Source organism: Methanocalculus chunghsingensis (assembly GCF_018132105.1).
GTDB lineage: Archaea > Halobacteriota > Methanomicrobia > Methanomicrobiales > Methanocorpusculaceae > Methanocalculus > Methanocalculus chunghsingensis.
This window is the reverse complement of record NZ_JWHL01000027.1, coordinates 1-13,232: the sequence shown is the minus strand read 5'-3', so window position 1 is coordinate 13,232 and position 13,232 is coordinate 1. Positions and strand designations below refer to the sequence as shown.

Sequence of the window (13,232 nt, the reverse complement as noted above, 5' to 3'; positions counted from 1 at the left end):
AGCGTGCCGCAATTCTCAGCGCAGAAGGTCTCCGGCAGAGTATGATCCTCGAAGCAGAGGGTGATCGGCAGAGTAAGATCCTCAGGGCAGAAGGAGACCGGCAGAGTAAGATTCTGGTATCCCAGGGAGAGGCACAGGGGCTGCGTATTATTGCACTTGGTTCACGCTCACTGGACAAGCGCTCCATCACTGTCCTCTCACTTGAAGCCTTAAAGAAGATGGCAGAAGGAGAATCGACCAAGATTGTCCTTCCATTTGAGATCTCAAGCCTTATCAAGCAGAGCGCAAAGTTCCTCGGTGCTACGGAAGATCATATGGAGGAAACCGATAGCCTCGTTGAACTCTCTGAGGAACTCCTTGGAGATATGCCAGGAAAGGACGAGGCTATCAGCTCAGCCCAGGAGATCTTAAAGGATATCGAAAAGATTGAGACATCGGATGTGAAGATGATCTCAAAGGAGAAGCTCGATCCGAAAGAGTAGGGTCAGAGAAGATATCAGCAGATAGCTGAATGCAATCATTTTTTTTATTTTATTACGAATATCACATTACGTCATTTTGGAGAGATACATGAGACTCATCGTTCGTGAACTCAGAAGAGAAGAATTCAAAGATGCCGAAAAAATCTGGATCCAGTACCGCGGTCAGAAAGCAGATCCGGCAGTTGAAAGAATATTCGGGGTATTTGAGGATGGGATCCTCGTCTCAACCGCCCGGTGTACCAGGCATCCCGATGGACTTGAGATGGATTGTGTCTTTACACCTGAGACGCATCGTGGAAGAGGATATGCCCGTCTCACCGTCGAAGCACTACTATCATCCTGCGGAGAAACACCAATCTACATCCATTCAACGCTTCCTTTAATCTCCTTTTATACCTCTCTTGGCTTCTCAAGAATTGAGGAGAAGCAGATGCCTCAGACAATTCGTGATCGGTTTCTCTTCTGTTTCGGGGAGATGGAAGGCTGTAATGCGATCCCGATGGTAAGAAGCTGACAAAAATCAGAGATGGAAGAGATAAGGCAGAAGGATCGGTGCCATCAGCATCAAGAGCACCGCCCAGGATACTGTGCTGACAATACCATCCACATACCGGCCAAGTCCTCGCCGTTCAAGGAGTCGGAGTAACCCTTCCTTCAGAATATATCCACCATCAAGCGGAACCATCGGGAGGGCATTAAAGATCCCGACCATGATATTGATCCATCCAATCCAGAAGAGAAGATGGATGACACCCCAGAATCCATCAAAAGGCACCTGGAGATAGGTGCTCTCCACAGATTCATACGGGATAACCCTCAGAAACTCTGCACCAGGAACGATATTCAAAGGTGCGATAAGGAGGTAGAGCATTCCCTGGGGCGAAGCCAGATTTCCAAAGACATCAACAACCTGTTCGCTGTCATAATACGTGATCCCCATAAAGCCTGATTCATACCCTGTCTCCAGCTCGTCCGGCCATGGTGAAAGGGTGAGCGTATGGCTGCTCACCAGACCATCCTTATCAACAGTCAGCGTAATGGCATCCCCTGGTGAGGTCTCATGAAGGATAGCCGAAACCTCCTCGCGTGTCTCGACAGATCCCCCATTCACCATGGTGATGATTGAAGGATACGGAAGATCCGCTTCCCATGCAGGATAATCCTGATAGACCCCGTTAATGATAGGGGTCGGGGAGGGCGCCACCATTCCAAGGAGCAGGACAAGGGTGATGAAACAGATAACTCCGATGGTGAGATTGTTTGTTATTCCCGCACCAAACATCCGCATCTTTGCCATACCATGGGTTTTATTGAGATCATCTTCATCCGGCTCGACAAATGCGCCGATAGGAATGACAGCCAGGAGAAGTCCGGTGCTTCTGACAGCAATTCCCTCGACCCTGCAAAGGATGCCGTGACCGAACTCATGGATTGCAATCGTCAGAACAAGGGCAGTCCAGACTGCAAAGCTCGATGGGATGAACTCATTGATACCGGGGATGAGGAGAATATTCTGGGGTTTCTGAAAATCTGTCGGTTCTGGTTGCGTCAGGAGAGTAAGTTCTGTTGTTTTCAGCAGGAGGTATGTCATCAGCCCCGAGATGACGACGACCATCAGAACGCCGACAGTACCGTACACCCGCAGGATCGAACCGAAGGGGATGAATCTATCAAAAAATCCAACCTTATCGGTTTTTATTGCCATAATAGGCCCATAGAATGAGATATTCTCTGAAAAGACGCCGCTTCGCCGGATTATAAAGGCGATACAAGCGTAGAGGGCAATTGCGAGGATGACATAGACGATCCAATCCATTGGTATTTATTGGGTTTCCGTCATCTTAAAACCACAGCTCATCTCAGAAATCAGAAAGAGAAGACTGATTCTGCCGTAAAAGAAGTGAAGAGACGGTCTTCCAGCTCCTGCGTGCACATGGAGGAGGAATATGATTGTCGCGGATATAATCCGTGAGAAACCGGATGGTAGTTTTATCAGACGGATAGCCGCTCCCAATTTCTCCATATTCTTCATTAAGGGCTTCGATCGACCGATCCCGTATCACCTTGGCAATGATGCTGGCAGCGCCAACGATTGGATAAGACCGATCTGCCTGGTGTTCTGCAATTACGGTACATGGAAACGGAATAAGATATGAGACATTCTCACCAAAACGCCCGGCATTGACATCACATGCATCAAGATACGCAACCTCTGATGAGAGTGCAGTAACACAGGCAGCATTCGCCTCTGCGATAAGGCGGTTGATAGAGATGGAAGGAAGAGCAGCATCAATATCATAAGGGAGAAGGGAAACGACATGATACGAAAAGGAGGATGTCAGAAGATCAAAGATCATCTCCCGTCGACGTGGTGAGAGCAGTTTGGAGTCGCGAATACCAAGATTCTCAAGGGAAGCCAGATCGGAAACGCCGATGCCCGCAATCACCATAGGACCGAGCACTGCGCCTTTTCCTGCTTCATCGACTCCGGAGAACATACGTAGAGATCGTGTCGCAAGCTATTTCAATATCTCTGCAGGTTAATGCTTTATATGTACATCATTGTGGTGGGCCTCGGGGGCATCGGGAGGAATCTTGCGGCTATCGCTGCTGAGAATGGTGACAGTGTTGTGGTCATCGATCGCGATGAGGACCGTTGCGCCGATATGCTTGAGGAATATGATCTCCTTGCCATAACCGGTAATGCAACCGATAAAGCCGTCCTTGAGGATGCCGGTATCGATCATACTGATGCACTTGTCGCAACGACAAGTGACGATGCGGCAAACCTGATGACCTGCTGGCTTGCCAAGCGGTATTCGGTCCCCAATGTCGTCTCTGTAGTTAATCAGAAGGAACACTCGGAACTTTTTAATGAAGTTGGGGTCAGGATTAGTGAGAATCCTGATGAGATCGTCGCCCGTTCGCTTTATACATGGGCAGAAAATCCAAATACACAGGCACTCGCCTCGATTCCGGGGGGTGGAATATTTGAGATCACCGTTGAAGAAGGTTCAGAAGGAGTGGATAAGGAGATTCGTGAGCTTGAGGTGAAGGACTATGTATTCATCGCCATACACAGGGCAGGGGATCTCCTGATACCCCGTGGAGATCTCGTCATTTTACCAGAGGACGTAATCACCGTCTTCTCAAAGAAGGATTCTGAGGTTCAGAGTCTTCGATACTTAAGTCAACAATTTCAAAAAAGGTGAAATCAGATCCTCTGACATGTTTTTAATTCAGAGGACTGAACGGAGGTGACGAAGTTCAAGGAGTAATGATGGATTCGCCTTCATCAACTCTTTGAGTAGTGTGAGAGTGCTGAAATGCTCCAGGTTTATCTTTGATATGGAATGTACGATAGAGTTGAGTTTCTCATCATTGAGTCTGGTAAAGACCTCTTTTATCGCATAGTTTCTTTCAATGGCCTTACCCATCTTTGATGCCCGCCACGTTGTATCATAGGGCATCAGTGCTTCCCTGCTGGTATCACCCGCTTCAATCGCGGCAATCGCGGTCTGTCCGGCAAGTCGTCCGGTATACATCGCATTGTAAATGCCTCCTCCGGTTATCGGATCAGAGATACGTGCAGCATCGCCAACGATCATCATGTTGTCAGCAACGGTTGATGCAAGAGGTTTACAGACCGAGACACCACCGATGATGAGTTCGATCGTCTTTCCGTTGGGGAATTTTTGTGCAATGAAGCGATCGAGATAGTCCTTTGCACGGTGGCCATCTCCGCTCTTATCACCACCAATACCAATGCCGACATTTGCAGTACCATCTCCTTTTGGGAAGACCCAGAGATAGCCTGCCGGCGCAATCTCATTTCCAAGGTAGAAGGTCGTCCTCTTCGAATCGATTGGTAGTCCTGTCATCAGGTATTGTGCACAGGTCTCTATCTCCTTGTATGGCACCGTTGTATCAATACCTGCCCAACGTGCAAACTTTGACTCTATACCATCGGCAGCAATGACAATATCGGCATTAATCTCATATTTCTTCCCATGCTGCTCGATAACAGCACCGGCAACAGCACCATTCCTCATGATCGGTGCAGTCGCCCGTGCCTTCACATAAGTCTCTGTTCCGGCTTCCGCCGCCTTCCAGACGAGTTCACGGTCGAAGACTTTCCGATCCAGGATATATCCGACCTCATTTCCGGCTTTGCTCGGTTCAAGGAGCATCGAAAAACCATCAGGAGCGACGAGCTCTGCACGCTCGATATCCGTGGAGATCCATTTTGGATCAGGGGGGAGAAAATCGGTGAGAAGTTCCTTTCCGATACCCTCTGCACATCTGACGGGAGTGCCGATGGCCGGCCTCTTCTCGACAAGACAGACAGAGAGACCCTTCTCTGCTGCAGTCTTTGCGGCAAACGCCCCGCCGGGTCCTCCACCGACAACAAGCATATCATACTGCCGTTTCATTCCTTGATAACCTCCAGAGCTCCGAGTGGGCATATCTTCTCACAGATACCACAGTTAATACAGGCATCCTCAACCGTAAGATAAGCATCGATCAGCTCAAGGGCACCTTCCGGACAGACGGAGACGCATGCTCCGCAATATCCACAAATATCCCTCCGTATATTGAGCATTGTTAGATTCATTGATCATGTGAGCCTTTAATGATATTGTTTCAATATACAAAGAAAGAGGAGTCGGGGCGTACCACACAGAAATACCAATACCTATTAAGAAAAAGCGCCAATAGAATCGGACCAAGAGGAAGGTACAACCGCCTGATAGATGATTTATGACAACGAGTCCGCTCAAGGGGGGGCCGACACAACCCGAGGTCTGTGCGGTCGCACTCAATAAACTCGGCGTACAGAAGGATGATATCGCAATTGATATCGGCTGTGGAACCGGGACGGTCAGTCTTGCCATCGCCGATACCGCCCGGCACGTATATGCCGTTGATATCAGACCTGAGGCAATCGAGACCGCACGAGAGAATATCAGATCCAATGGATGTACAAACATCACTCTCGTCGAGGGCGATGCCATCAACCTCATCAACGATATGGATAGAATAGATGTCGCATTCATCGGAGGAACGCAAGGTCTCACCGGGATGCTCACGCTTCTTGCCGAAAAGAGAGTCAGATCAATCGTCGTCAATGCGGTTCTTATTGAGACTGCATCCTCTGCTATCCAGACAATGAAATCCCTTGGAATCTTTCAGGAAGCGGTCCTGCTTCAGGTTTCAAGATCCTATGATCTCCTTGGTAAAACAATGTTTAAGCCAATTAATCCAATCTATATCATTCATGGAGGTGTTGTACCATGCTAATTGCAGTCGGCCTTGGCCCGGGAGATCCGGAGCTTCTTACCATCAAGGCTGCCCGGCTCCTTCGGGAAGCTGATGCAGTCTTTGTCCCCGGGGAGATGGCATATGATCTCGTCGCCCCATACCGGAGTGATGCAGTTACTCTCGACTTCCCGATGACACATGACGAGGTGTTTATCGAGCGATGTATGGAAGAGAATGCGGACAGAATCGCCCCGGCAGCACTCTCGGGGACTGCGGTCTTTGGGATCATCGGAGACCCAAACTTCTTTTCAACGTTCTCGCGGTTAACAGCGATATTACAGAGAAAACATCCGGAGATAGTATGTGAAACTGTGCCAGGGATCAGTTCCATCACCGCCTTCTCTTCAGTTGCACAGATCCCAATCTCTTCCAGCTTCTCGGTCTCGGATGGATCAAAGGAGGAGGTCGCTATCAGACTCAAGGTTCGGCGGCCGCAGGAGATGGCAGACCAGCTCCGACGAGATGGTTATACTGAGTTTGCCCTGATAGAACGGATGTACATGGACGGGATGTCGGTCTTTACCGGAAATGACCTCCCGGAGGAGAGCAGTTATTTCAGTGTATTATATGCGAGGAAATAGATGACAACATTTTATATTGTAGGTGCAGGATGCGGTGATCCGGGCCTGATCACGGTAAAGGGGATGGATCTTTTGAAGAGGGCCGATCTTCTCATCTACGCAGGATCACTTATCAATCCCGAACTTATCGAGGCCTCAGGTGCAGCCATTAAACTTGACTCTTCAAAGATGAATCTTGAAGAGATCTGTGGTGCCATCAGAGATGGTATCTCCCGTGGAGAACTTGTTGTACGCCTTCATTCGGGTGATCCAGCCATCTATGGCGCAATAGTCGAACAGATGGCTATCCTCTCAAAGGATGGGATCAAGGCTGAGATCATTCCGGGAGTCTCTTCTCTCTTTGGAGCAGCAGCGGCCCTGAAAACACAGCTGACCCTTCGTGGCGTCTCTGAAAGTGTCATCATCACCCGGCCTGCAGGGGCAACCCTGAAAGAGGATCGGATCAGGGAGCTCTCACGTATCGGTGAGACACTCGTTATCTTCCTTGGAACCGAGAAACTCAGGGAGATCATGGAGCGGGTTGACTGCCCAAAGGAGACGCCCGTCGCCGTCATCTATCACGCGACCTGGGATGACCAGAAGATTGTCAAAGGAACGGTCGCGGATATCGCAGACAGAGCAGATGAAGCCGGGATAACCCGTACAGCCCTTATCATCATCGGAAAAGCCGTCCTTGGGATCGAGAGCGACTTTACCCATTCACACCTCTATTCATGAAGATTGCCGTCATCACCCTTCCCCGGTTCCGGACCGCAGGAGAGGAGATCGCAGAAGCGGTTGGAGGCGATCTCCTCATGTATGACGACACAATCTTTGAACGCGCTTTTGCGGAGTACAATGCCATTATCGCGGTCATGTCGGCGGGTATCGCAGTCCGTTCCTCAGCCCCGCTCCTGCGGGATAAATGGCATGATCCGGCTGTCATCGTCGTCAGTCCGGATTGCCGGTATGCAATTCCGGTCCTCGGAGGCCATCATGGCGGCAATGAGATAGCCACCCGCCTCTCTGAACTTGGTATTACCCCTGTGATAACCACCGCAACCGAGGTGCATGGTCGGCCTTCGGTCGAGGGGATAGCAGACAAGGCGGGGTGCCGGGTCATCAACCGACCATCGACACGAAGGGTGAACGCCGCCTTCCTTGATGGAGATGTCCCTCTCTATGAGATCCCGGAGCCTGGCATCGTCATCGCCGGTCCGGGTGTATCGGTTCTTATCCAGAAACGCCCGTATATGGTCGGGATTGGAGCACGTCGCGGAATTACCGCAGCTGAGGTCGTCGATGCCGTCCGGTCAGCACTCTCAACGGAAAAGATCCGCCAGGAGGAGATCGGGGCATATGTAACGACAGAGAAGAAGCGGGGTGATCCCGGGCTGGCAGAAGGGATTGCAGAGATAGGGGGTGTACTCATCTATCTTGACGACGAAACGATCAATAGAACAGAGACACCATCCCCATCACGTGCAGGACTCATCGGGCTCTCCGGTGTTGCAGAACCGTGTGCAGTTGCCCTGGCAGAGATGGGGAGACTTGTTATGAAGAAGAAGACCTACGGAAGGGTTACCATTGCAATCGGACGCTAAAAAGACCGGGCTCCTCTCGATCGTCAGCACAGGACCGGGAAATACACAACAGCTGACTCCTGCCGCCCTCAAGGCGATCGCAAAGGCAGAGTATATTATTGGGAATAACGTCTATATCGATCTCATCAGGCCGCTTATTACCGGAAAAGAAGTGGTCAAAAGCCCGATGGGCGAAGAGGTGAACCGGGCACAGATGGCACTCGATCTCGCAGCCAGCCACCGTGTTGCGATGGTCTCCGGGGGTGATGCCGGTGTCTATGGCATGGCGAGTATCGTCCTTGAGGTCGCTGAGAGGACACAGTCCGAGGTTTTGGTCGAGGTGATCCCCGGAGTGACGGCGGCAACTGCTGCAGCATCACGCCTCGGTTCCCCTCTCTCCGGCGATTATGTCACCCTCTCCCTCTCTGATCTCCTCACCCCATGGGAGGTGATCGAGGAGCGGCTTGATCTTGCATCACGTATGGGAGTCCCGGTTGCAATCTATAATCCCCGAAGCCGGGGACGACCGCATAACCTTGATACCGCCATTGCGGTCATCGGGCGGCATAGAGGAGACGAAACACCGGTCGGTGTTGTTAGGAATGCCTACCGGCCAGGTGAAGAGGTGCATGTCATGACACTGGCGGAGCTGAGGGCCGACACCTCCCCCATCGACATGCATTCAATTGTGATCATCGGCGGCATTGAAAGCCGGATTTGGAAGGTTGGAGACGATGTCAGAGGAATTATCACCCCACGAGGATATCACCGGAAATACGTATATTGACCTTGGCGCAGACACACGCGAAGGGTATGCGATTGCATCGGCGAGCCGGAAACTTGCACGTGAGACGATCGGGAATAGCACCCCGGAAGATCGGATTCGGCAACGCTACTCGGTTGCAGTGGGCGACTTTGCGATGGCTGACCTGATGCGGTTTTCCAATGATCCGGTCACTGCCGGTGTCTCGGCGGTCAGAGAAGGGACACCGATCTTCACAGATATCAGAATGGTACAGATCGGGATCCTGAAGAAAGGACATCAATGCAGTGTCGAGTGTGCCCTTGATTATGGTGCTGATATCGCAGAAGAGACCGGTATCACCCGGACATCCGCAGGATTTCTCGCTCTCAGGGAGAGACTGCATGGATCCATCATCGTCATCGGAAATGCCCCATCTGCCCTCCTGTCCGTCTGTTCTATGATCGATGAAGGGATCATACCCCGCCTCGTCATCGGAACACCGGTCGGATTTGTGAATGCGGCAGAATCAAAAGAGCTACTCAGGACAAAACCGGTTCCATCGATCTCCAATCTTGGCACACGCGGAGGAACACCCATCGCAGTCGCCAGCATCAATGAGATCATCACGTTATCCTTATGATCGATCCTGTGACAGGGTTTCCCTATCCTGAGGAATGGGTATCCCGCGTTAAAGACGATACGTCCCGTGCCCTTGTTGAAGAAGGAAGAGCCGTGCTGACCGCATCAGGATCAATCCTCAGACGAGGTATAACAACCGGGGCAACCGCTGCTGCTGCGACAAAGGCAGCTGTTCTTTCTTTTGAAGACAAAGTTTCAGAGGTGGATCTCCTCCTCCCCTGCGGCATCAGGGTGGCTGTACCCGTATCAGGTGAAGAGGGGCAGGGCAGGGCTGTGAAGGATCCGGGGGACTATCCGGAAGACCGGACCGCCGGCCTCATCTTCAGGGCAGATGCGGTTCTGGAAGGGAATGGAATCACCATCAGGGCTGGTGAAGGTATCGGGAGGTTCACCCGTGATACACCACGATATGAGAAAGGCGAGCCTGCGATATCGCCACCCGCCCGGGAATGTATCCTCACCGCAATCCATGAAGCACTTTCTGAAACAGGGTATACAGGTGTATCCGTCACCCTCTCGGTCATTGGTGGCATTGAAGCAGGTGCTGACACCTTAAACCCGAAGGTTGGGGTTGAGGGGGGCATATCCCTCCTTGGAACAACCGGATTTGTTGAGCCCTGGGATGATCATCTCGGTTCAGCGATGGAGGACCGGATCAGGGGAGCGGATCGGGTGGTCATCACCACCGGGCGGATCGGTCTTCGGATCTCACGCCTCCTCTTCCCTGATCACGAGGTCGTCCTTGCCGGATCCAGAATAGGCCAGGCCCTCGGTGCAGTGAAGGGGAAAGCAGTCCTCTGCGGCCTTCCCGGACTTATTCTGAAGTTTCTGGTCCTGGATATTCTTGAAGGAACCGGATTTCAGACGGTCGAGGAATATATGGCAACCGAAGAAGGAGTTCTGAGGATGCAGACGATTCTCAGGGAGCAGAGATCGCCGAATCTCCGGATCGTCGTGGTCGATCGGAATGGCGGGATCATCGGTGATTCACAATGAAGGTGATTGGTGTCGGGTGCGGCGAGGGGATGCTCACAGAAGAGGCGATTGCGGCGATCCTCTCTGCCAGGCTCATCTATGGATCCGGACGGGCAATCGAACGGGTGAATCGATATATTCACCCTGATTGTACTGTCAATACAATCACCGATTATAAGGCACTCAAGAGTCTTCCGGATGATGCAGTCATCCTCTCTACAGGAGATCCCCTCCTCGCAGGGCTTGGATACCTTGAAGGGGAGATCATCTCCGGCATCTCATCACTTCAGGTTGCTTTTGCACGAGTCGGCGTCCCGTGGAGTAACGTCTCGGTGATCGATGCCCATGGAAAGGATCATGATAAGGCAATGGTCGATATTGTCCATGATATCAGCCGGAATCGTCCCGTTTTCATCATTGCGGATCCAAAATTTCCGGTTCAGAGGGTTGCAGATGCCCTGAGGGGAACGGATCCGGAGATCATCATCTGCCAGGATCTCGGTGAGGACGAGGAGAAGATCCTCCGTGGATCCTCTGATAATCCCCCGGTTCCGGACTCAGATCTCTTCTGTTGTATCATTCTCCCGGAGAGGAAGAACCGAAAGTGAGATCCCGCTTGTTCGAGAGAAATCAAGAACCCTCGCCTTTACCCGTTCAATCATTCCCCCTGTCGTGATGATAAGGACAGGTTCTCTTCTGAGTGCATGGAGGATCGATGTATCGATCACACCGTATGTCACATCCGGGATGATCGCTGCCTCCGCAAGGGTTCGCTTGGCAGCTGTTCCCATCACTCCTATCCGAAGATTCGGATAGATGGTCCGGAGTGCGGTGATCGGGCCATTTACCCCTTCACCGGTATCAAGAAGATGGATGGGGGCCGGAGCGTCCTGAGCAATCCCCCCGGGAGTTATCTCCTCGATACGTTGTGCCATATCCGGGATACCGCCGGGAGGGATATCAGGTTGCATGAGCCTCCGGGCAACGAGATGATGATAGAGGGAGAGGAGCGTGGGCATGGTGAGATGTGCCCTCCTCATCAGATCCGTATCACAGAAGATAGTTGCAGGGGGACCATGGTGAAGAATTTCACCATCAGCGATCAACACGACATCATCCGCCCACTGGTATGCCAGCTCGACGTCATGGGTAGAGAGGAGGATTGTAACCCCCTGATGATGAAGTTCATCCAGGAGATCCATGATCTCGGCTGCCCCGGCAGGATCGAGGGAGCTTGTTGGTTCATCAAAGATCAAAATTTCAGGCTGCATCGCAAGCACCCCCGCAATAGCCACCCGTTTCTTCTCTCCGCCCGAGAGATGATGCGGCGGCCGCCGTTCATACCCTGCAAGACCAACAGCAAAGAGGGATTCGGCCACAGCACGTCCTATATCTTCATCGCTTATCCCGATATTCAATGGACCAAAAGCGACATCCTGGTAGACAGTGGGAGCGAATAGCTGGGCATCAGAATTCTGAAAGACCATGCCGACACGCCGCCGTATCTCGCGAAGCGATCGTGCATCGTACGAAATCTCACCACCCCCAATCACGACAGTACCGGATGTCGGCCTGAGGGTACCATTGCACATCAGGAGAAGTGTCGTTTTGCCGGCGCCATTTGGTCCGACGAGGGCGGTCTTGCTCCCTCTCCTGAGTGAGAAGGTGATCGATTTCAGTGAATCCGGGCGCCCGCTGTAGGCGAACGAGAGTTGTTTAAATTCTATTGCTGGAACTGACACAGGAGAACACCTTATAATGGGGGATAGGAGAGAGGGAGGAACGCAAGTAGTCCTGCCACCAGAAGAAAGAGGATGATCAGGAAAATATCCCGCAGACGTATATCATTCGATGACTGGAGAAGCTCAAACTTACCATCATAACACCGGGCATCCATTGCACTGAAGAGCTCCTCACCCCGTTCCCATGCCCTGATGAAGAGAGATGATGCGAGCATCGAAAAAGCGATTACTCCTCCCTTAAATGACGAATAGCCGTTTCTCATCACCTGCGCATTATAGATCGCAACCGCTTCGCCGATCAGAACGAATATCGAGCGATAGAGGAGCATGGAGAGGTCAATGAACTCCTGGGGTATCCTGAGGGAGCGGAGCAGTCCGAAGAGCTCAATCACCGGTGTGGTGAGAGCGATGAAGAGGAGCGCGGCCGTTCCACCGATGGCACGTGAGAGGATGATAAGTGCATACCATGCGGCATCGGTCGTGGCCATAAGGGTAAACCAGGGAAGGGTCAGGGTCCATAAGGGATCCCCGCCGCCTGTCACAAAAAGGATGACGATGACACTCATCAGTGCAAACGATGCAGGAATACAGAGGAGCGCGGCATAGAGGCGCACAGGTATCTCTGCACGAAAAACCGTTACATATGAAAGAACGAGAGCGATAAAGAGTGGTGAATAGGGGGTTGATGCGGATATTGCGATAAAGATGCCCCCAAGCCCGAGGAGGAGCTTCATCCGGGTATCTGTCTCCCGGAGCGCATTCCTGCAGGCGTAGTCATCTAAAAAATGATGGTCAATGGATTGCACGGCTCTCTCCAGTACATGGAATCTCAGAGATCTTAACTACGATGATCCGCGTTTTGCTCCCCGCCAGGTTCCGAAGATATATCCGATGACAAATGCCCCTATTGCAGCCTGAAGTGCAAAGAGAAGTGATTCAATCTCACCGCTTGGTGGCTCCCAGAGGGGATCAGCCCAGGGTTCATACCCCATCTCTTCGATATAATCAGAAGCGGCACCATCTGCACCGCCCCATGCCTCCTCCCCTTCGGGAAGAGCTGCCTGAATAGCTGCATTCTGAAGGAGGAAGATGGTCGTAAACGCGATGATGACGACCGCAACGATGATCTCAAGGCCATATTTCATACCCATCCCTCCCTGAGACGATTCACCCTCTCCTGTGAG

Annotated in this window: 18 protein-coding genes; 11 read left to right on the top strand and 7 right to left on the bottom strand. The window is 51.8% G+C overall.

The window, feature by feature from the left end; all coding sequences use genetic code 11:
• Both RJ53_RS11235 and RJ53_RS11230 read left to right on the top strand, forming a co-directional pair.
• Positions 1-482: SPFH domain-containing protein (locus RJ53_RS11235; RefSeq protein WP_394357509.1), on the top strand; the 482-nt coding region annotated here is incomplete at its 5' end.
• Between the two features lie 88 nt (positions 483-570).
• Positions 571-996 carry a GNAT family N-acetyltransferase gene (locus tag RJ53_RS11230; protein WP_211531727.1) on the top strand — a complete coding sequence of 142 codons (426 nt, stop codon included), beginning with the start codon at positions 571-573 and terminating at the stop codon, positions 994-996.
• A gap of 6 nt (positions 997-1,002) precedes the next feature.
• Here the strand turns inward: RJ53_RS11230 and RJ53_RS11225 are convergent, their stop codons facing one another.
• Complete coding sequence (locus RJ53_RS11225) at positions 1,003-2,298, bottom strand: site-2 protease family protein (RefSeq protein WP_211531726.1); 1,296 nt, start codon at positions 2,296-2,298, stop codon at positions 1,003-1,005.
• Positions 2,299-2,341: 43 nt separating this feature from the next.
• A complete protein-coding gene (rnhB, locus tag RJ53_RS11220; protein ID WP_211531725.1) occupies positions 2,342-2,980 on the bottom strand; it encodes a ribonuclease HII in 639 nt (212 codons plus the stop codon).
• A gap of 54 nt (positions 2,981-3,034) precedes the next feature.
• Between rnhB and RJ53_RS11215 the strand changes: the two genes are divergently transcribed.
• Complete coding sequence (locus tag RJ53_RS11215) at positions 3,035-3,694, top strand: potassium channel family protein (RefSeq protein ID WP_211531724.1); 660 nt, start codon at positions 3,035-3,037, stop codon at positions 3,692-3,694.
• A gap of 27 nt (positions 3,695-3,721) precedes the next feature.
• On the opposite strand, the gene RJ53_RS11210 is transcribed toward RJ53_RS11215, so the two are convergent.
• Both RJ53_RS11210 and RJ53_RS11205 read right to left on the bottom strand, forming a co-directional pair.
• On the bottom strand, positions 3,722-4,915 hold the full coding sequence (locus RJ53_RS11210) for an NAD(P)/FAD-dependent oxidoreductase (RefSeq protein WP_211531723.1): 1,194 nt from the start codon (positions 4,913-4,915) through the stop codon (positions 3,722-3,724).
• Positions 4,912-5,085, bottom strand: coding sequence for a 4Fe-4S binding protein (locus tag RJ53_RS11205; protein ID WP_211531722.1), 174 nt, complete (start codon positions 5,083-5,085; stop codon positions 4,912-4,914). Before RJ53_RS11205 ends, RJ53_RS11210 begins: the two co-directional genes overlap by 4 nt.
• A 158-nt stretch (positions 5,086-5,243) precedes the next feature.
• Between RJ53_RS11205 and cbiT the strand changes: the two genes are divergently transcribed.
• From cbiT to RJ53_RS11165, 8 genes are read left to right on the top strand one after another with little or no spacing between them, the layout of a single operon-like run.
• Entirely contained in the window at positions 5,244-5,783 is a 540-nt protein-coding gene (gene cbiT / locus RJ53_RS11200) for a precorrin-6Y C5,15-methyltransferase (decarboxylating) subunit CbiT (RefSeq protein ID WP_211531721.1), read from the top strand.
• Positions 5,777-6,385 carry a cobalt-factor II C(20)-methyltransferase gene (locus tag RJ53_RS11195; protein ID WP_211531720.1) on the top strand — a complete coding sequence of 203 codons (609 nt, stop codon included), beginning with the start codon at positions 5,777-5,779 and terminating at the stop codon, positions 6,383-6,385. Before cbiT ends, RJ53_RS11195 begins: the two co-directional genes overlap by 7 nt.
• Positions 6,386-7,102, top strand: coding sequence for a cobalt-precorrin-4/precorrin-4 C(11)-methyltransferase (locus RJ53_RS11190; RefSeq protein ID WP_211531719.1), 717 nt, complete (start codon positions 6,386-6,388; stop codon positions 7,100-7,102). It abuts the gene before it with no gap.
• The gene (gene cbiG / locus RJ53_RS11185) at positions 7,099-7,968 is read left to right on the top strand and encodes a cobalt-precorrin 5A hydrolase (RefSeq protein ID WP_211531718.1); all 870 of its coding nucleotides are present in this window, start codon (positions 7,099-7,101) and stop codon (positions 7,966-7,968) included. Before RJ53_RS11190 ends, cbiG begins: the two co-directional genes overlap by 4 nt.
• Complete coding sequence (gene cobJ, locus RJ53_RS11180; protein ID WP_211531717.1) at positions 7,952-8,734, top strand: precorrin-3B C(17)-methyltransferase; 783 nt, start codon at positions 7,952-7,954, stop codon at positions 8,732-8,734. The genes cbiG and cobJ overlap by 17 nt, the downstream gene beginning before the upstream one ends.
• The gene (locus RJ53_RS11175) at positions 8,682-9,332 is read left to right on the top strand and encodes a precorrin-8X methylmutase (protein ID WP_211531716.1); all 651 of its coding nucleotides are present in this window, start codon (positions 8,682-8,684) and stop codon (positions 9,330-9,332) included. Before cobJ ends, RJ53_RS11175 begins: the two co-directional genes overlap by 53 nt.
• An 8-nt stretch (positions 9,333-9,340) precedes the next feature.
• A complete protein-coding gene (locus RJ53_RS11170) occupies positions 9,341-10,327 on the top strand; it encodes a cobalt-precorrin-5B (C(1))-methyltransferase (RefSeq protein ID WP_343221893.1) in 987 nt (328 codons plus the stop codon).
• Positions 10,324-10,914, top strand: a complete 591-nt coding sequence (locus RJ53_RS11165) for a cobalt-precorrin-7 (C(5))-methyltransferase (RefSeq protein WP_211531714.1) — start codon at positions 10,324-10,326, stop codon at positions 10,912-10,914. The genes RJ53_RS11170 and RJ53_RS11165 overlap by 4 nt, the downstream gene beginning before the upstream one ends.
• Here the strand turns inward: RJ53_RS11165 and RJ53_RS11160 are convergent.
• From RJ53_RS11160 to RJ53_RS11150, 3 genes are all read right to left on the bottom strand, one after another.
• Complete coding sequence (locus tag RJ53_RS11160) at positions 10,864-12,048, bottom strand: energy-coupling factor ABC transporter ATP-binding protein (RefSeq protein ID WP_211531713.1); 1,185 nt, start codon at positions 12,046-12,048, stop codon at positions 10,864-10,866. The two genes, RJ53_RS11165 and RJ53_RS11160, sit on opposite strands and share 51 nt — an antisense overlap.
• An 11-nt stretch (positions 12,049-12,059) precedes the next feature.
• The gene (gene cbiQ / locus RJ53_RS11155; RefSeq protein ID WP_211531712.1) at positions 12,060-12,854 is read right to left on the bottom strand and encodes a cobalt ECF transporter T component CbiQ; all 795 of its coding nucleotides are present in this window, start codon (positions 12,852-12,854) and stop codon (positions 12,060-12,062) included.
• Positions 12,855-12,890: 36 nt separating this feature from the next.
• Positions 12,891-13,232 (bottom strand): energy-coupling factor ABC transporter substrate-binding protein (locus tag RJ53_RS11150; RefSeq protein WP_343221892.1); only part of this gene is annotated, 342 nt, incomplete at its 5' end.